The sequence below is a fragment of the Streptomyces sp. NPDC057543 genome (assembly GCF_042801895.1).
In the GTDB taxonomy this organism is placed as follows: Bacteria; Actinomycetota; Actinomycetes; order Streptomycetales; family Streptomycetaceae; genus Streptomyces.
Genome location: NZ_JBHVFF010000089.1, coordinates 6,211 through 27,266, shown reverse-complemented (window position 1 = coordinate 27,266; position 21,056 = coordinate 6,211). Strand labels below are relative to the sequence as shown.

Here is a 21,056-nt window from a genome sequence, read left to right as displayed (position 1 = left end):
GGCCTCGTCCAGGGTATCGGTGGAGGTCATGTCGGCCGCGCTACCGCTGGGCATCCATGGCGTCGACGAGGCTCTTGGGCCGCATGTCGGTCCAGGTCTGCTCGACGTACTCCAGGCAGGCGGCGTGGGTGTCGGGGCCGTGGGCGACGGTCCAGCCGGCGGGGACGTCCGCGAACTGAGGCCACAGCGAGTGCTGGTTCTCCTGGTTGACGAGCACAAGGAAGGTGCCGTCCTGGTTCTCGAAGGGGTTGGTCATGGGAATCAGTCCTCCTGGTTTCGGGTTGGGGTGTCACCGGTGGCCTCGGCGAGCTTGGCGGCCAGGATCGGGCCGATCTGGGCCAGCGAGCCGGCTTGGGTCATCCGGTCGTGCCGGGTGGTGATCTCGTGCGATTCGATCCGGCCGGCGATGTACGGGCGCCAGGTCCCGGGCCCGGCGTTGTCGGCGCCCCGGTCGATCGTGGAATTGAAGAGCAGCAGGTCTCCGTCGAACCTTCCGGGGACGAAGTCGACCGCCAGCTTGGCGTTGTTGATCATGATGTGGACGATGACCTCGATCTGCTGCTCCGTCAGGCCGGCCAGTGCGCTGCCCCGCCGGCTCAGGATCTCGGCGACCTCGCCGTAGGTCAGCGGCCGGTCGCCCAGCTCGTCCAGGTCGCAGTCGAGCACCCCGACGAGCACGTCCCGCTCGGTGGGCACGGGCAGCTCCTCGAACTGCACGTCCTTCACCGGGTAGGCGTCGAGGATCGCCAGCAGCGCGGTCCGCTCGCCACGGGCCTGAAGCTCGCAGGCGATCGCCTGGGCGATCAGCCCACCGGCAGACCAGCCGAGCAGCAGGTACGGGCCCTCGGGCTGGATCTTCTGGATCTGGTCGGCGTAGTCGGCCGCCATCTCCTCGAAGGACGTCGGCCGGGGTTCGGGGCGGCCGAGTCCGCGCGCCTGGATCGCGTAGACCGGGTACTCGGGACCGATGTGGTTCAGCAGCCCGCTGTACGACCAGCTGATGCCGCCGCCGGGGTGGATGCAGAACAGCGGTGTCCGGCTCCCGGTCGTGCGGAGCGGCAGCACCACGTCCAACGCTTCGCCGGGATCGTTCATGACCAGGCGTTCCGTGAGCCCGGCCACGGTCGGCGCTTCAAAGAGGGTGCGCAGGCCCACCTCGACGCCGAGGGTCTCGCGGACGCGGGAGACCAGGCGGGCGGCCAGCAGCGAGTGACCGCCCAGGTCGAAGAAGCTGTCGTCGATGCGCACCTGCTCCCGGCCGAGGACCTCGGCGAACAGGTCGCACAGCAGCTCCTCCTGCGGCGTCCGCGGGCCGCGCCCGGTGCCCGGCGCCCCGTACTCGGGGGCCGGCAGGGCGGCCCGGTCCAGTTTGCCGTTGGCGGTCAACGGCAGCATGTCCAGGCTGACGAACGCCGACGGCACCATGTACTCGGGCAGTTCGCGGCGCAGCCGGTCGGACAGCTCACCCGCCTCGGGCGCACCCTCGGAAGCGGGCACCACGTAGGCGACGAGCCGCTTGTCGCCCGGCTGGTCCTCCCGGGCGACGACGGCTGCCTGGGCGACGCCCGGGCAATTCGCGAGCACCGCCTCGACCTCGCCGGGCTCGATCCTGAAGCCGCGCAGCTTGACCTGGTGGTCGGCCCGTCCGGCGAACTCCAGTGTGCCGTCGGCCAGCCACGCCGCCAGGTCGCCCGTGCGGTACATCCGGCCCCCGGCCGGCCCGTACGGGTCGGCGGTGAACCGCTGTGCCGTCAGGCCGGGCCGGCCGACGTAGCCCCGGGCCACGCCCACCCCCGCGAGGTACAGCTCACCGACCACGCCCGGCGGCACCGGCCGCAGCCCCGCGTCGAGCACGTAGGCACGCATGTTCGCCATCGGCCGGCCGATCGGCACGGTCGCGGCGTGCTCGGGGAGGGTACGGACCGGATGGCAGGTGGCCAAGGTCGTGGCCTCGGTCGGCCCGTAGCCGTTGACCACCTCAAGACCGGGGCAGGCTGCCAGCACCCGGGCGACGGCGGCCGGGGAGACCACGTCACCGCCGGTCCACACCTCGCGGACCCCCGCGAGCAGGCCCGGCCGCTCCTCTGCGACCAGGCGGAACAGGCCGGCCGTCAGCCACAGTCCGGTTACCTGGTTCTCGCTGACCGCCTGGTGCAGCAGGTCGATGTCGAGCCGGCCGGGCGGTGCGACCACGACCCGGCCGCCGCCGAGCAGTGGCACCCACTGCTCGTACGTCGAGAGGTCGAACGCGGTCGGGGAGTGCAGCAGCACCCGCTCGTGCCCGCCGCCGCGCCAGTCGGGGGCCAGCGCGAGGGCCACCACGTCGCGGTGGGTGACGGCGACGCCCTTCGGTCGCCCGGTCGAGCCGGAGGTGTACATCACGTACGCCAACTGCCAAGGGTCACATGGGACGTCAGGGTCGGACGAATCGGACTCGGACCGGATCAGTGTGGCCACCACGTCCTCGGTGAGCACCAGCGCGGCCCCGGCCTCCCGGAGGATCAGGTCGATGCGGGACTGCGGGAATCGCGAGTCGAGGGGCACGTAGGTGCCGCCCGCCTTGATGATCGCCAGGATCGCCACGACCAGGTCCGCCGAGCGCTCCAGCATCACCGCCACCGGTGTCTCCGGCGCCACGCCCTGGCGGATCAGTGCCCGCGCGAGACGATTGGCCCGCAGGTCGAGCTCCCGATAGGTCAGCTCGGTGCCGCTCGCCACGACGGCCACCGCGTCCGGGGTGGCTCGTACCTGACGGGCAAACAGCTCCGGCAGCGCGGCCTCGGGCAGCTCGGCGGCGGTGTCGTTGAACTCGGACAGCAGCCGGTGGCGTTCCTCGCCGGACATGATGTCGATCCGGCTGATCGGCCGGTCGGGGTCGGCAACCACCGCGCGGAGCAACCGCGCCCATCGGGCGAACAGCAGCTCCACGGTGGCCGGATCGAACAGATCGGTGGCGTACTCCACCGCACCGACCATGCCGTCGAGGCTGCCATCCGGTCGGTACTGCTCGGCCAGACTGAACGTCAGGTCGACCCGCGCGGTGCCGGTCGGTGCCTCCAGGTAGCCGGTCGACAGCCCTGGCAGCGTGAACTCGCTCCATGGCGCGTTCTGCAGAGCCAGCATGATCTGGAACAGCGGGTGGTGCGACAGGGATCGGGCCGGGTTGACCACCTCGACCAGGTACTCGAACGGCACGTCCTGGTGGGCGTACGCGGACAGCGCCTTCTGCCTTACCTGGCCGAGCAGTTCGGCGAAGCCGGGGTCGCCGCTCGTGTCGGTGCGCAGCACCAGAGTGTTGACCATGAACCCGACGAGGTCGTCCAGGGCTTGGTCGGTGCGCCCGGCGATGGGACTGCCGATCGGGATGTCGGTGCCGGCGCCGAGCCGGGTGAGCAGCGCGGCGAGTCCGGCCTGGAGCACCATGAACATGCTGGCGCCGCGCGAGGTGCCCAGGTCCCGCAATGCCTGGTGCAGTTCGGCGTCCAGCCGGACGGCGAGCCGGCCGCCCAGCTGCGAAGCCACAGCAGGCCGGGGCCGGTCTGCGGGCAGTTGCAGCCGCTGCGGCAGCCCGGTGAGCTCCTCGCTCCAATAGACGAGTTGTCGGGCGAACAGGCTGTCCGGATCGGCGGCGTCGCCAAGCAGATCGCGTTGCCACCGGGTGTAGTCGGCGTACTGCACGGGCAGCGGGGACCACTGCGGTCCCTCGCCCCGGCAGCGGGATGCGTATGCCGTCGCCAGGTCGCGGGAGAGCGGGCCCATCGACCAGCCGTCGGCCGCGATGTGGTGCACCACGAGCAGCAGCACATGCCGGTCGGGGGCAAACGCGTAGAGCTCCGCGCGGATCGGCGGTTCGGCGGCCAGGTCGAAGCCACGCCCGGCCCCCTCCGCGAGCCGGCCGGACAGCTGTACGTCATCGAGCTCGATGACCGGCAGCTCGGGGCGGGCCTCGTCCGCGCTCAGCACGAGCTGGTACGGCACGCCGTCCGCCTCGCGCAGGACCGTCCGCAGGCTCTCGTGCCGGGCGATCACGTCGGCGAGCGCGGCATGCAGCGCCGCCCGGTCCAGTTCGCCGTCCAGGCGCAGCGCGAGCGGCATGTTGTAGGTGGCACTCGGCCCGTCCATGCGGTGCAGGAACCACAGGCGTTGCTGGGCGAAGGACAGTGGGATCCGCTCGGGGCGCGGACGGGCGGTCAGCGCGGGCCGCTCCGTGACCGAGCCGTCGAGGCGGGTCGCCAGGGCGGCCACGGTCGGGTGCTCGAAGAGCGTGCGAACTTCCAGCTCCGCGCCGAAGGCCGCCCGGACCCGGGAGGCCAGGCGGGTCGCCAGCAGGGAATGCCCGCCGAGGTCGAAGAAGCTGTCCTCGACGCCGACCCTGGGCAGCCCGAGCACGTCGGCGAAGAGATCGGCGAGCAGTTGCTCCTGCGGGGTGCGCGGCGCCCGCCCGGTCGCGGCCGTCCCCAGGTCGGGGGCGGGCAGTGCGCGGCGGTCGACCTTGCCGCTGGCGGTCAGCGGCAGTGCGTCCAGGACGACGAAGGCCGACGGCACGAGGTAGTCGGGCAGGCGGTCGCGCAGCCGGTCGCGGAGTTCGCCGACGAGGGCGCCCGTGGCGCGGCTTCCGGTCGGGCGGTTGGTGAGCGAGGACAACGCGGTGCCGGACGGCCGTAGCGGCCGGTAGGCCTCGACGGGGGCGTCTCCCGGCACGTCGGAGATGACGACGTCCAGGGCGTCGGGCGCGCCGACCGACCAGGTGACGTCCACCCGGCGGCCGAGTTCGTCGCCGAGCTCACGGAAATCCTCCGGGTCGGGCAAGTCGCCGCTGTCCGGGCCGTGCAGCCGGTCCAGCAGTTCGGCGAGCGTGCCGTCCCCGTTCTGCACCGCCCGGGCCAGCGCTGCCTCGCGGGCGACGCGCCGGTTCGGCACCCCGGTGATGCGCACCGGGTCCGCGCTGCGCAGGGCGAGCAGCTCGCGCACCTCCTTGAGGTCGGCGATCTCTCGGCCCCACGCCAGCTCCTGCGGCGCGGCCGATGCCGTCGGGACGGCCGGCTGCTTGTGCAGCGTGACGTCGTAGCGGTAGCGAGTGAGTTCGTTGTGGTGCCGGCCGCGTTTGACCTCCACGGCCACGGCACCGACGGTGCCCCGGTCGCGCAGGACGGTGAAGAAGTCCGGGTCGACCAGGAGTTCCTTCTCCACCAGCAGGGCCTGCTCCACGGCACGGCGCACTGAAGGCAGCTCGGCGCCGTCGGCGGCCCGGTGGAGCTGGACGGCCGTGGCCAACGGGCGCAGCAGCCGCAGGTTGCGGATGTCGCCGACGAAGAGCACGCCGCCGGGGGTGAGCAACCGCATCAGCCGGTCGATCACGTCGGCGAGGTAGTCGGCGGACGGGAAGTACTGCACCACCGAGTTCAGCACGATGGTGTCGAACCGCCCGACCGGCAGCCCGTCGATGTCGTGCGCCGGGCGGGTCTGCAGGACCACACGCTCGGCCAGCCGCTCCTCCCGCGCCACTTGGGCGGCCAGCGCGTCGATCGCGGTGGCGGAGAAGTCGGTCGCCCAGTAGGCCTCGCAATGCGGTGCGATCTGCGAGAGGAGAAGGCCGGTGCCGACGCCGACCTCCAGCACCCGGCGGGGGCGCAGGGCCAGGACGCGCGCCACGGTGGCGTCCCGCCACTCCCGCATCTGCTCGATCGGAATCGGGCTCGCGTCGTAACTGCTGTTCCAGCCGACGAAGTTCTGACCGAAGGCGGATTCCTCGGGAACGATGGGCAGGGCATCGTAGATGTCCCGCCACTCGCCCACGTGTTCCGCTTCGAGGCCACCGTCCCGCACCGCCGCCTGGCGCGGGACGACGTAGCCGACGAGCCGGTCGTCCTGTGCGAGGACGGCGGCCTGGGCGACTGCGGGGTGCTCGGCCAGGGCTGCCTCGATCTCGCCGAGCTCGATGCGGAAGCCGCGCACCTTCACCTGGTCGTCGGCGCGGCCTACGTATTCCAGCTCACCGTCGGCGCACCGGCGCACCAGGTCGCCCGTGCGGTACATGCGCTCGCCGTCCGTGCCGAACGGGCAGGCCACGAACCGTTCGGCCGTCAGCCCCGCCCGGTTCAGGTACCCGCGCGCCAGGCCGGCGCCCGCCACATACAACTCCCCCACCACACCCGGCGGCACGATCCGCATCCGCTCGTCCAGCACGTATGCCCGGAAACCCGCGATCGGTCTGCCGATCGGCGGCACGCCCGACCCCGGGGACAGCGGGTCGCTCATCGTCGCGCACACCGTCGTCTCCGTCGGACCGTACGCGTTGATCATCCGGCGCCCTGGCGCCCACCGGGCCACCAGCTCCGGCGGGCAGGCCTCACCCGCCACCACCAGGGTGGCGGCCGTGACGTCGGCGCCGTCCAGCGCCGCCAGGGCCGAGGGCGGCAGCGTCACATGGGTGACGTCGAGCCGGCGGTCCGTCAGGGCCTCCAGCGGGGCCTCGGACGGGGCCAGGACGAGGGCGGCACCGGTGAGCAGGGCGCTGCACAGGTCCCAGAACGATGCATCGAAGCTGGGCGAGGCGAACTGGAGCACCCGGCTGCCCGCCGTCACGCCGAGCCTCTCGACCTGCGCCGCCACCATGCCCGCCACGCCGTTGTGGCTTACCACGACGCCCTTGGGCCGGCCGGTCGAGCCCGACGTGTAGATCACATAGGCCGGATGCCTGACGTCGAGCGCGATCTGCGGATCGGTGTCCGGCCAGTCTTCCTCGGCCACCATCGCCGGATCATCGATCACCACCGCCGGGCGAGCGTCGTCCAGCATGAACGCGATCCGCGACCGCGGATACGACAGATCCACCGGAAGGTACGCGGCCCCGGCCTTCAGCACGCCCAGGACCGCCACCACCGACTCCGGCGACCGCGGCAACGCCACCGCCACGATCTGCTCCGCACCCACACCCCGAGCGATCAGCGCATGCGCCAACCGATTCGCCCGAACATTCAACTGACCGTACGTCAACTCGACATCGCCACAGACAAGCGCGACCGCATCCGGCGTCGCCACCACCTGCGCCGCGAGCATCTCCGGCAGGCTCGTGGCGGCAGTCCCGCTCTCGGCGGCGGGCAGCAGCTCGCGGCGCTCCTCGTCGGACAGCAGGTCGACCCCGCCGATCGGCCGGTCCGGTGCGGCCGCGACCGCGGCCAGCAGCCTGGTCCACCGGACGAAGAGGGTCTCCACCGTCGAACGGTCGAACAGGTCGGCGCTGTACTCGACCGCACCGCTCAGGCCGGCCGGCGCGCCGTCGGACTCGTGCTGCTCCGCCAGGCCGAAGGTCAGGTCGAGCCGGGAGGTCCCGGTGGGCACGGCCATCCCGGTGGCCCTCAAGCCGGGCAGGTCGAAGTCGCCCCCCGGCGCGTTCTGTACGACCAGTCCGGTCTGGAACAGCGGGTGGTGGGACAGCGACCGGGACGGGTTCAGCACCTCCACCAGGTGCTCGAACGGCACATCCTGATGCGCGAACGCGGACAGTGCCGTCTCCCGCACCCGCCCCAACAACTCGGCGAAACTCGGATCACCGCTCGTGTCCGTGCGCAGCACCAGCGTGTTCACGAAGAACCCGACCAGATCGTCCAGCGCCTCGTCCGTGCGCCCCGCGATCGGACTGCCGATCGGGATGTCCGTCCCCGCACCCAACCGCGTGTACAACGCGGCAAGACCCGCCTGAAGCACCATGAACAGACTGGTGCCGGTGCGCCGCGCCAACTCCACCAGAGCCACATGCAGTTCGGCTTCGATCCGGACGTCCAGCAGGTCGCCGCGGTACGACATGGCGGCCGGACGCGGCCGGTCGACCGGCAAATGCACCTGGTCGGGCAGCCCGGCCAGCGCCTCGGTCCAGTAGGCGACCTGGCGCGCGAACACACTGTCCGTGTCGTGCTCGTCGCCGAGCACCTCGTGCTGCCACAGGGTGTAGTCGCCGTACGTCACCGGCAGCGGAGACCATTGGGGCGTCCCACCGCCCCGCCGGGCGGCGTAGGCCGCGGCGAGGTCGCGGGCCAGCGGACCCATGGACCAGCCGTCACCGGCGATGTGGTGCATCACCACCAGCAGCACATGCTCCTGCGGTGCGAGCGCGAACAGCTCCGCCCGCAACGGCAGTTCCACCGCCAGGTCGAATGCCCGCACCGCCGCCTCGCGCAGCAGGGCAGGAACCTCCGCCTCGCGGACCGCGCGCACCGCCAGCGGGACGTCGACCTCGGCGGCGTCGAGCACCCGCTGGTGCGGAACGTCGGCGATGAGCGGGAAGACCGTGCGCAGGGTCTCGTGCCGGGCCACCACGTCGGCGAGCGCGGCACTCAGCGCGGCCTGGTCGAGACCGCCGGACAGCCGCAGGGCGAGCGGCATGTGGTAGGTGGCGCTCGGCGTCCCGAACTGCTGGAGGAACCAGAGCCGGCGCTGCGCGAACGACAGCGGCATGGGCTCGCGGCGGGGCTGGGGAACCAGGGCCTGCCGCGCGGTGCCGGCGTCGGGCAGCCCGGCCGCGAGCCCGGCGGGCGTCGGCGTCCGGAACAGGCTGCGCAGTTCCAGCTCGACGTCGAGGGTCGCCCGGACCCGCGAGACCAGCCGGGTGGCGAGCAGGGAGTGCCCGCCCAGGTCGAAGAAGTCGTCGTCGACTCCGACCCGGGACGCGCCCAGCACCTCGGCGAACAACTCGCACAGGATCTGCTCCTGCGGCGTGCGCGGCGCGCGACTGCTCCCGACCGTCCCAGGCTCGGGCGCGGGCAGCGCTGCACGGTCCAGCTTCCCGTTCGCCGTCAACGGCAGCACATCCAGCAACACGAACGCCGACGGCACCAGGTAGTCCGGCACGCGGTCGCGCAAATACGTCGCCAGCTCCGCAGCCGTCGCCCCGGTTTCGGCCGTGGGCACCACGTACGCGACGATCCGGGTCTCGCCCGGCCGGTCCGCCCGGGTGAGCACCGCAACCTGGGAGACACCCGGGTGCGCGGCCAGCTCGGCCTCGATCTCACCCGGCTCGACCCGGAACCCGCGGACCTTCACCTGGTGGTCCACCCGGCCCGCGAACTCCAGCTTGCCGTCGGCGCGCCAGCGGACCAGGTCCCCGGTGCGGTACATCCTCGCGCCGGCCGGACCGTACGGGTTGGCGACGAATCGCGTGGCGGTGAGTCCGGGCCGGTTCAGGTAACCGCGGGCGAGTCCTGCCCCGGCGAGATACAGCTCGCCCGTCACGCCGGGGGCGACCGGGCGCAAGGCAGAATCCAGCACGTACACGCGGCAGTTGGCGATCGGTCGGCCGATCGGCACCGGCAGCGGGCAGTCGGCGGGGTCGGCCGGCAGCGAGTAGGCGGTGATCACGTGGGTTTCGGCGGGGCCGTAGTGGTTGTGCAGCGCCCGGCCAGGCCGCCGGGTCTGGAAGCGGCGTACGGCACCGCCCAGCCGCATCGCCTCGCCGGCCTGTGCGATCAGCCGCAGGTTCGGCAGTACCAGCCCGGCCTCCTCGGCCGCTTCGGCCAGCGCCTCGACCACCAGATTGGGCGCGAACAGCTCCTCTACCCCGTGCCGGTCCAGCCAGTGGGCGAACAACTCGGCACTGCGGCGCTGCTCCTCGGTCGGCACCACGAGGGTCTTGCCGTACAGCAGCGCGGAGAGCGTCTCCTGCACCGAGACGTCGAAGCTGATCGCGGTGAACTGCGCGGTACGCGTGCCAGGTTCACCACCGATGGCCCCGTGGTGCCACGCAAGCAGGTTCAGCAGCCCGGCGGCGGGCATCACCACGGCCTTGGGCCGGCCGGTGGAGCCCGAGGTGTAGATGACGTAGGCCGGGTACCGCGTGTCCACGGCGACGGTCGGATCGTGCTCCGGCTGCTCCTCGGCCGGTGTGACGGCCGCGAGGTCGTCGAGCACCACAGCCGGTCGCGCGTCCTCGAGCATGTACGCGATGCGGGCGGCCGGGTAGTCCGGGTCGATCGGCAGGTATGCCGCGCCCGTCTTGAGGACCGCGAGGACGGCGACCACCAGCTCGGGGGAGCGCGGCAGTCGCAGGGCGACGACCTGCTCCGGTCCCGCCCCGCGCGCGATCAGCGAGTGCGCCAGACGGTTGGCTCTGCGGTTCAGTTCGTGGTAGGTCAGCGTGGTGTCCTCGAACACCACCGCCGGGGCCTGCGGGGTCGCCCGGACCCAGGCCTCGAACAGGGACGGCAGGCCGGCGACGGGAGCCGGGCACGCGGTGTCGTTGCGTACGACCAGCAGCTCGTGCCGTTCCTCGGCGGCAAGGACGTCGATCCGGCTCAGCGGCCGGTCCGGCTCGGCGACCACCGACGCCAGCAGGCGCAGCCACCGGGCGACCAGCGCCTCCACCGTGGCGTGGTCGAACAGGTCGGTGCTGTACTCGACCCGCCCGATGATGCCCTCGGCCGACCCGCCGGTGCCGCCGCGCTCCAGCAGGTGGATGGCGAGGTCGAACATCGCCGTGGGCGTCCGCACCAGTACGGTCTCGGCGCTCAGGCCGGGCAGGGCGAACTCGGTGCGGGGCACGTTCTGCAGCGCCAGCATGACCTGGAACAGGGGCTGGCGGGCGAGCGACCGGGCCGGGTTGAGGGCCTCGACGAGGTGCTCGAACGGCAGGTCCTGGTGCGCGTACGCGGCCAGCGCGTTCTCCCGGACCCGGCCCAGCAGCTCGGCGAAGGTCGGGTCGCCCGAGGTGTCGGTCCGCAGCACCAGGGTGTTGACGAAGAACCCGACGAGGTCGTCCAGGGCCTGGTCGGTCCGGCCCGCGATCAGGCTGCCGACCGGGATGTCCGTTCCCGCGCCGAGTTTGTCCAGCAGCGCCGCCAGCGCGGCCTGCAACACCATGTAGGCGCTGGCCCCGTGCTCCCGGCCCAGGCGGACGAGCCCGGCGTGCAGCTCGGCGTCCAGCTCGATCGCGAGGTGGCCACCGGAGTAGGTGGGAGCGGACGGGCGGTGGCGGTCGAGAGGAAGCTGGATCTGTTCCGGCAGGTCCGCCAATGTCCGCGTCCAGTAGGCCGCCTGGCGGGCGAACAGGCTGTCCGGGTCTGCCGCGTCGCCGAGCAGCTCCTGCTGCCACAGGGTGTAGTCGGCGTACTGGACGGGCAGTTCCACCCACCGAGGTTCCTCGCCCCGGCGGCGCGCCGTGTACGCGGTGGCCAGGTCGGTCGACAAGGGGCCCAGCGACCAGCCGTCACCGGCGATGTGGTGGACCACCAGCAGCAGCACATGCTCGTCCGGTGCCGCCTCGAACAGCTCGGCGCGCAGCGGTGGTTCGGTCGCGAGGTCGAATCCGCGCGCCGCGGCCGCCGTCAGCAGCTCCGTCAGGTCCGTCCCGTCGGCCGGGGTGACGGGCAGCTTCGGCCGCGTCGCCCCGGGGGCCAGCACCTGCTGGAACGGCACGCCGTCCACCGCCGGGAAGACCGTGCGCAGGCTCTCGTGCCGGTCGAGAACGTCGGCGAGCGCCTGCTCCAGTGCCGGCCGGTCCAGCGGTCCGGAGAGCCGCCATGCCAGCGGCATGTTGTAGATCGCTCCGGCGCCCTCCAGCTGGTGCAGGAACCAGAGCCGCCGCTGCGCGGACGACAGCGGTACCCGCTCGGGCCGTTCCGCCCGGTCCAGGGCGGGCCTGGCTCGGTCGGCGCCACCCAGAACAGCGGCCAGCCCGGCCACCGTCGGGGTTCGGAACAGGGTGTGCAGCGCCAGCTCGACGCCCAGGGCCGCCCGGACCCGGGCCACCAGCCGGGTGGCCAGCAGGGAGTGTCCGCCCAGGTCGAAGAAGTTGTCGTCGACGCCGACCTGCGTCAAGCCCAGGACCTCGGCGAACAGCTCGGCCAGCACCTGCTCCTGTGGGGTGTGCGGCGCCCTGCCGACGCGCGATCCGGTGAACTCCGGCTCGGGCAGGGCACGCCGGTCGAGCTTGCCGTTGGCGGTCAACGGCAGGGCGTCGAGGGCGACGAATGCGGCGGGCAGCATGTAGTCCGGCAGCCACTCGCGGAGGTGAGTGCGCAGTTCCTCCGGCCGAAGCTCGGCGTCGGTGGCGGGCACCAGGTAGGCGACCAAGCGGGTGTCCTCCGCGTGGTCCTTGCGGGCGATCACCGCGACCTGGCCGACCTGCGGGTGTTCTGCCAGCGCTGTCTCGATCTCGCCGAGTTCGATCCGGAAGCCACGCACCTTCACCTGGTCGTCGGCGCGGCCGAGATACTCCAACTGGCCGTCAGCGCGTCGGCGCACCAGGTCGCCGGTGCGGTACATGCGTTCACCTGCCGTGCCGAACGGGCAGGCAACGAACCGCCCCGCGGAGAGCCCGGGCCGGTTCAGGTAGCCGCGCGCGAGCCCCGGGCCGGCGACGTACAGCTCCCCGGTCACCTCCGGTGGCACCAGGCCCAGCCGCTGGTCCAGCACATACGCCCGGAACCCGGCGACGGCACGGCCGATCGGCGGCACGCCCGACCCCGGCGACAGTGGCTCGCTCATCGTCGCGATGACCGTCGTCTCGGTCGGACCGTACGCGTTGACCATCTGCCGCCCTGGCGCCCATCGCACGACCAGCTCCGGCGGGCACGCCTCACCCGCAACCGCCAACGTCGGCACGGCCACCGCGTCCGGCGACAGCGCCGCCAGCACGGACGGCGGCACCGTCGCATGGGTGAGAGCAAGACTCGGGTCGGTCAGCGCGGAGACCGGCTCGGTCGCGGGTGCCGGCACAAGGGCGGCACCGGTGAGCAGGGCGCCGCACAGGTCCCACAGCGAGACGTCGAAGCTGGGCGAGGAGAACTGGAGCACCCGGCTGGCCGCGTCGATGCCGAGCCGTTCGACCTGCTCGGCCACCATTCCCCGCAGGCCCGCGTGGCTCACCACCACGCCCTTGGGCCGTCCGGTCGAGCCGGACGTATAGATCACGTACGCCGAGTGCCGGGCGTCCACCACGACGGCAGGATCGGTATCAGGCCACTCGGACACGTCGGCCACCGTCGCCGGGTCGTCGACCACCACGGTCGGCCGTGCATCCTCCAGCATGAACGCGATCCGCGACTCCGGATACGCCGGATCCACCGGCAGATAGGCGGCTCCCGTCTTCAGGACGCCCAGGACGGCCACCACGAACTCCACCGACCGCGGCAATGCAACCGCCACGATCTGCTCCGCGCCCACACCCCGCGCGATCAGCGCATGCGCGAACCGATTCGCCCACGCATTCAGCTGACTGTACGTCAACTCCATGCCGCTGGAGGCCAGAGCAACACCCTCGGGCGTCGCCGCCACCTGCGCCGCGAACATCTCCGGCAGGCTCGCGGCGACCGCCTCGCCCTCGACGGCGGGCAGTAGCTCGCAGCGCTCCTCGACGGACAGCAGATCGACGCGGCCGAGCCGCTGCTGCGGGTCGGCGACGGCCGCCCTCAGCAGCCGCATCCAGCGCGCGACCATCGTATCGACGGTGGCCGGATCGTACAGATCGCTCGCGAACTGGACGAACGCGTCGATCCCGTCCGGGGAGCCGTCTCCGGCGTGCCGCTCGGACAGCGAGAAGACCAGGTCGAACTTGGAGGTGGTCGTGGTCAGCTCCACCTCGTCGACGCGCAGCCCGGGTGGGGCGAAGTCGGCCCGGGGCGCGTTCTGCAGCACCAGCATGACCTGGAACAGCGGGTGATGCGCCAGCGACCGCACCGGATTGAGGGCCTCTACGAGGTACTCGAACGGCAGGTCCTGGTTGGCGTACCCGGCCAGCGCGGTGTCCCGCACCCGGCCCAGCAGCTCGGCGAGCGTCGGATCGCCCGAGGTGTCCGTACGGAACACCAGGGTGTCGACGAAGTAGCCGACCAGCTCGTCGAGTGCCTGGTCGCTCCGGCCGGCGACCGGGCTGCCGACCGGGATGTCGTCGCCCGCGCCGAGCTTGCTCAGCAGCGCCGCCAGCCCGGCTTGAAGCACCATGAACAGACTGGTCCCGTGCACACGGGCGAGCTCGCGCAGGCCGCGGTGCAGTTCCGCGTCCAGCCCGGCGCGCACGAGGCCGCCCCGGTGCGAGGCGACCGCCGGGCGGGGCCGGTCGCCGGGCAGCCGGAGCTGCTCCGGCAGATCGGCCAACTGCCTGGTCCAGTAGGCCGTCTGGCGGGCAAACAGGCTTTCCCGGTCGGCTGCGTCGCCGAGCAGCTCGTGCTGCCACAGGGTGTAGTCGGCGTACTGGACCGGCAGCTCCGCCCACTGTGGCTCCTCGCCGCGGCGGCGCGCCGCGTAGGCGGCGGTCAGGTCGTGTGCGAACGGGCCCAGCGACCAGCCGTCACCCGCGATGTGGTGGAGCACCACCTGGAGCACGTGCTCGTCCGGCGCGAGCTCGAACAGACCGACGCGCAGCGGCAGATCGACCGCCAGGTCGAACGGTCGGGCGTTCGCGGTCGCCAGCACGTCCGGCAGCCCGGCCTCGGTGGTCCGGCTCACATCCAGCCGCGGGCGGCCCGCCGCGACGTCCAGCACCTGCTGGTACGGCACGCCGTCCACCGCCGGGAAGACGGTGCGCAGGCTCTCGTGCCGGGCCGCCACGTCCGCCAGGGCGGCTGCCAGGGCCCGCCGGTCCAGGTTCCCGGACAGCCGCCATGCCAGGGAGATGTGGTAGTTCGCGTCGGCACCCTCCAGCTGGTGCAGGAACCAGAGCCGCCGCTGCGCGAACGACAGCGGGATCCGTTCGGGACGCGGGTGGGGCACCAGGGCCGGCTGCGCCTGGCGGGCACCCGCCAGGGCGGAGGCCACGCCGGCCGGGGTCGGGGTCTCGAACAGGGTGCGCAGCTCCAGCTCCACTCCCAGGGTCGCGCGGACCCGGGCGGTCAGGCGGGTCGCCAGCAGCGAATGCCCGCCCAGGTCGAAGAAGCTGTCCTCGACACCGGCCTCGGCCACCCCGAGAACCTCGGCGAACAGCTCGCACAGGATCTGCTCCTGCGGCGTACGCGGCGCGCGGCCGGTGTTCGTCGGAGCGAGGTCGGGTGCGGGCAGCGCACGTCGGTCCAGCTTGCCGTTGGCGGTCAGCGGCAGGCTTTCCAGGGCGACGAACGCGGCCGGCACCATGTGCTCCGGCAGCAGCTCCCGCAGGTGCTCGCGCAGTTCGGCCGAGCGCGGGGCGGTATCCGGGGCAGCCACCAGGTACGCGACCAGCCGGGTGTCGTCGGCCCGGTCCTGCCGCGCCAGGACGGTGGCCTGGGTGACTCCGGGGTGCGCGGCGAGCGCCGCCTCGATCTCGCCGAGTTCGATCCGGAAGCCGCGAACCTTCACCTGGTCGTCGGCCCGGCCCACGAACCGCAGGCTGCCGTCCGCACACCGGCGCACAACGTCGCCACTGCGGTACATGCGCGCACCGGCCGGCCCGAACGGGTCGGCCACGAAGCGCCCGGCGGTCAGACCGGGCCGGTTCAGGTACCCCCGGGCCAGCCCGGCGCCCGCGACGTACAGCTCGCCGGCCACGCCCGGGGGCACCGGCCGCAGGTGGGCGTCCAACACGTACGTACGCAGGTCCGGGATGGCCGCGCCGACCTGGCCGGCGGCGCCGGACCGGTCGAGCGCGGCGTAGGTCACGTGCACGGTGGTCTCGGTGATGCCGTACATGTTGACCAGCAGCGGCGCGTCGTCCGGGTGTCGCTCGTACCAGCTCGTCAGCCGGGTGTGCTCCAGCGCCTCGCCACCGAACACCACGGTGCGCAGGGCGAGCGAACGGCCGGTCTCCGGTGCCTCCTCGTCCGCTTGCATCAGCTGGTAGAAGGCGGACGGTGTCTGGTTGAGCACCGTCACCCGCTCACGTGCGAGGAGCTCCAGGAACCGGTGGGGCGAGCGGCTGGTCTCGTGGTCCACGACCACCAGACGGCCGCCGTACAGCAGCGGGCCCCACAGCTCCCACACCGAGAAGTCGAAGGCATAGGAGTGGAAGAGGGTCCAGACGTCCTTGGCGGAGAAGTCGAACAGCTCCTGGGTGGTGCCGAACAGCCGCACCACGTTCCGGTGCGGGACCACGACGCCCTTGGGGTTGCCGGTGGACCCGGAGGTGTAGATGACGTAGGCGGGGTGGCCTGGATCGAGGGGGATCACCGGGTCGGTGTCCGGCAGTCCGTCCAGGTCGGCGGCGTCCAGCAGGAGCCGTTCCACCGGGTCTGCGCCCGGCAGTTCACCGATCCCACCCGTCGTCACGAGCAACGACGGCCGGGCGTCCTGAAGCAGGTAGGCGATCCGGGCGGCCGGGTACTGCGGGTCCACCGGAACGTAGGCGGCTCCCGCCTTGAGGACCGCGAGGACCGCCACTACCAACTCGGCCGAGCGCGGCAGGGCCAGCGCCACCAGCTGCTCCGGTCCCACGCCCCGGGCGATCAGGGCGTGCGCAAGCTGGTTGGCTCGGGCGTTCAACTCGCCATATGTCAGGGTGACTTCCTCGCTCACCACTGCGACCGCCGCCGGGTTCGCCCGTACCTGCTGCTCGAAGAGCGTGGTGATGCCGCTCTCCGGCAACTCTCCGCTCCGGTCGACGACGGCCGGCAGCAGCGCGCGGAGCTCGTCGGCGGACAGCACGTCCACTTGGCCGATCGGCCGACCGGGGGCGGCCACCACGGCGCGGAGCAGCCGCAGCCACCGTTCGACGATCCCCTCCACGGTGGCTGTGTCGAACAGGTCGGTGCTGTACTCCACCAGGCCCGACAGCCCGTCCTCATCGGGCTGTTCGGCCAGCATGAAGGTCAGGTCGCACTTGGCCGTCCCGGTGTGCACCAGGTCTGCTTCCACCCGCAGCCGCGGCAGGTCGAACGTGCCGAGCGGAGCGTTCTGCAACGCGAGCATGGTCTGGAACAGGGGGTGGTGCGCCAGCGACCGGGTCGGGTTCAACGCCTCTACGAGGTGCTCGAACGGCACGTCCTGGTGCGCGTACGCGGCCAGCGCGTCGGCGCGCACCCGGCCCAGCAGTTCGGTGAACGACGGGTCGCCTGAGAGGTCGGTACGCAGCACCAGGGTGTTGACGAAGAAGCCGACCAGGTCGTCCACGGCCTCGTCGGTGCGTCCGGCGATCGGCGTGCCGATCGGGACGTCGGTGCCCGCGCCGAGCTTGCCCAGCAGGGCGGCCAGCCCGGCCTGGAGCACCATGAAGAGGCTGGCCCCGCCGTCACGGGCGAGGGCGCGCAGGCCCTGGTGCAGTTCGGCGTCGATCCGCACCGGCAGATGGGCGCCCCGGTGGGACATCGCCGTCGGCCTGGGCCGGTCGAACGGCAGCTCGACCTGCTCGGGCATGTACGCCAACCGCTTCCGCCAGTAGACCAGTTGACCGCTCAGCAGGCTGTCCGGGTCAGTGCCTTCCCCGAGCAGCTCCCGCTGCCAGAGGGCGTAGTCGGCGTACTGGACCGGCAGCGGAGACCACTCCGGCTTCGCCCCCTCGGACCGGGCCGCGTAGGCGGTCGCCAGGTCCCGTGAGAGTGGTCCCATCGACCAGCCGTCACCGGCGATGTGATGCACCACCAGCAGCAGCACGTGCTCGTCGGTTCCCAGTTGGAACAGTTCGGCGTGCAGCGGCGGTCCCTCGGAGAGCTCGAAGCCGTGCCGGGCCGCCGCCACCAGCCGATCCGGCAGGTCGCCCTCGCCGACCTCGGTCACCCGCAGTCGCGGCCGTGCCGCCTCGAGGTCCATCACCCGCTGGCACGGCACCCCGTCGACCATGGGGAAGGCGGTGCGCAGGCTCTCGTGCCGCTCGGCCACGTCCGCCAGAGCGGCTTCCAGGGCCCGCTGGTCCAGGTCGCCAGACAGCCGAAGCGCCAGCGGGATGTTGTATGTGGCGCTCGGGCCCTCCATGCGGTGCAGGAACCACAACCGGCGTTGCGCGAAGGACAGCGGGATCGGCTCGGGCCGCTCGCGCCGCCCCGGCGCCGGCCGCGCCCGGCCCGCGCCGTCCACTGCCGCCGCCAGTTCCGCCACCGTCGGTGCGTCGAACAGGTCACTCAGCCTCAGCTCCACGCCCAGCACCGACCGTGCCCTGGCGACCAGCCGGGTGGCCAGCAGCGAATGCCCGCCGAGGTCGAAGAAGCTGTCGTCCGGCCCGGCCACGGCCACCCCGAGCACCTCGGCGAACAGCCCGGCCAGTAGGTGTTCGGTCGCGGTGCGCGGTGCGCGGCCCGGGGCGGCCGAGGCTTGCTCGGGGGCCGGGAGGGCCCGTCGGTCGAGCTTCCGGTTCGGCGTCAGCGGCAGTGCGTCCAGCATCATGAACGCGGTGGGCACCATGTACTCCGGCAGCTGCTCGCGCAGGTGCTCGCGCAGCGCGGGCACGGCCACCGTGGTGCCGGGTGCCGGAACGAAGTAGGCGACCAGCCGGGTGTCCTCTTCGGTACGCACCACAACGGCGGCCTGCGCGACCTGTGGGTGCTCGACAAGCACGGCCTCGATCTCGCCGAGTTCGATCCGAAATCCCCGGACCTTGACCTGGTCGTCGGTACGGCCGAGGAACTCCAGGTTCCCGTCCGAGCCCCACCGCACCAGGTCGCCGGTGCGGTACATCCGCGAGCCGGCCGGCCCGAACGGGTCGGCCACGAAACGCTCGGCGGTCAGACCCGGCCGGTTCAGGTAGCCCCGTGCCAGGCCTGCGCCGGCGATGTACAGCTCACCCGCCTCGCCCGTGGGCATCGGCCGCAGCGCGCCGTCCAGCACATGGAGCCGGGTGTTGCCGACCGGTCGGCCGATCACCGGGCGCCGGCTCGACTCCAGCGGCGCGACGACCGAGTTCACCGTGCACTCGGACGGCCCGTAGAGGTTCACGCAGGACACCCCGTCGGCCGCGCGCAGCCGCTCCCACAGCTGATCCGGGACGGCCTCCCCGCCTGCTGCGACCATCACGGGGCACCGCGGATCGTCCAACATCCCCTGTTCGACCAGAACTTGGAGGTACGACGGGGTGGCCTCGACGAAGTCGAGGCCACAGCGCCCGGCGTAGTCGACGAAGGCGTCCGGGTCGGTCCAGGTCGCCTGATCCAGGACGTGCAGCTCGTGGCCCGCGAACAGGCTGAGCAACTGGTTCCAGGACGCGTCGAACGAGACCGATGTGGTGAGGGCCACGCGGAGCCGGCGCCGTTCCACGAGCAGGGGCGGGTACAGTGCCCGCTGCTGGTCGGCGAACAGGTTGAGCAGGCCGCCGTACGTCGACACCACGCCCTTGGGCCGCCCGGTGGAACCGGAGGTGTAGATGATGTAGGCCGGATGCTCCGGTTCCACGGCCACCTCAGGATCCGCTGCCGGGCAACCCACCACCATGGCCGCGGTCTCCGGGGCGTCGACCACCAGCCGCTCGGCGGAACCGGCCTCGGGCAACCGGTCGCGGGTGCGGGAGTCGGTCACCACCAGGACCGGCCGGGCGTCGTCGAGCATGTACCCGATCCGGGCGGCGGGGTAATCCGGATCGACCGGAACACAGGCGGCTCCGGCCTTGAGCACCGCAAGGATGGCCACCACCAGTTCCGCCGAGCGCGGCAGGGCCACCGCGACCAGCCGCTCCGGCCCGGCCCCCCAGGCGATCAGAGCATGCGCCAGCCGGTTCGCCCGCGCGTCCAGCTCCGCATACGTGAGCGACGCGTCCGGCCCCACCACCGCGACCGCGTCCGGCGTCGCCCGCACCTGCGCCCGGAACACCTCCGGCAGGCTCTCGGTGGATGCCTTGGCTACCGGGCCGGTGCCCAGCGCCAGCAGCTCACGCTCCTCGTCCGCGGCGAGCAGACCGATCCGGCCGACCGGCTCCTGCGGGGCGCAGTGCGCGACGGTGTCCAGTAGCGTGATCAGCCGTCTTTGGTGGACGGCGAGTTCGTCGTCGCTCCAGGTCTGGGGCGCACCCTTGAGTTCGACCCGGAGTTCGTTGTCTCCCCGTCGGCCCGTGATCCAGAGGGCCAGCCCGGTGGTCGGTTCCGGGAGCAGGTAGCGCAGCGTGGCGGGGTGTCCGGCGAAGCTCGGCGCGGAGTCGAAGACCAAGATGTTGACGACGAGTGGGAACGCCGCCCCGGGGGGACCGGGAACACCGAGGTCCCGGAACAGGTCCTCGCTGCGGTAACGCTGGTGCGCGAGGGCCGCGTCGGCCTCCCGTGCCGCCTCGGCGACCAGGTCCTGCCACCGCATGTCCGGACGCATTGGCAGGCGCAGGGGCACCACGTTCGCCATCGTGCCGGGCGTGGACAGCAAGGCGCGTTCGGCCCCCTCGCGCCCGGTGACGGGAAGGCCGATCAGAACGTCCCGGTCCCCGGTGAGCCGGTGCGCGTAGAGAGCCGCCGCCGCGATCAGCGGTCGGGACCAGTGGACTTCGGTATGCGCTCCCCCCGCTCGCAGCGCGTCCACGCGGAGCACCGCCGGTTCCACCGAGGAACGCAGCCCGCTCCCGCCACGCGAAGCTCGGCCGGTGAACTGAGTGGGTTCCGGCCGGTCGGCGAACCGCTCCGTCCAGTACGACCGGTCGGAGGCGCACTGCCCCGAGGCGCGGTAGTCGGCCTCACTGCGGAGCAGGTCGTCCAGCGAACGGAGCGGCGACGGCGGAACCGGGCCGCCCGAGGCCAGCGCCGTGTACATCCGCGTGACCCGCCGCCGGACGAGGGAGAGGCCGAACCCGTCCATCACCAGGTGGTGGTGGTTCTGGTACAGGAGGTGGTGCACGGGCGAGAGGCTGATCAGTGCGAAGCTGAAGAGCGGATCGCGGGTGAGGTCCAGCGGACGCATCCGGTCCCGGGCCATCCATGCCAGGGCCGCCGCCCGGGGTTCGGGCTCCGAGCTCAGGTCGAGCCGGGTCGGTTCCCAGTCCCATGCCGCACGGACGACCTGGCGTGGCTCCTGCCCGTCGTGGACGAAGGTCACGTGCAGCGCATCGATCTCGTCGACGACCCGACGCAGCGCGGTCTCGACGAGCTCGGCGTCAACCGGGCCGTGGACCTCCAGGTATTCGCCGATGCGGTAGGCGTCGAGCGCTGTCCGCGCGCGCTGCTCGGCGAGCCAGATCTCACGCTGGGCCGCCGTGAGGGGAAAGGAGTCGCCATCGCGACGGGACATGGGGGTACCTCCAGGAGTGTGGGCAGGCGTGT

Annotated in this window: 2 protein-coding genes; both read right to left on the bottom strand. The window is 72.3% G+C overall.

The window, feature by feature from the left end:
• Positions 1 to 40 precede the first annotated feature (40 nt).
• Complete coding sequence (locus tag ACFU8Q_RS17215) at positions 41 to 256, bottom strand: MbtH family protein (protein WP_093896554.1); 216 nt, start codon at positions 254 to 256, stop codon at positions 41 to 43.
• Between the two features lie 5 nt (positions 257 to 261).
• Positions 262 to 21,024, bottom strand: a complete 20,763-nt coding sequence (locus ACFU8Q_RS17210) for a non-ribosomal peptide synthase/polyketide synthase (RefSeq protein WP_384454074.1) — start codon at positions 21,022 to 21,024, stop codon at positions 262 to 264.
• Positions 21,025 to 21,056 lie beyond the last annotated feature (32 nt).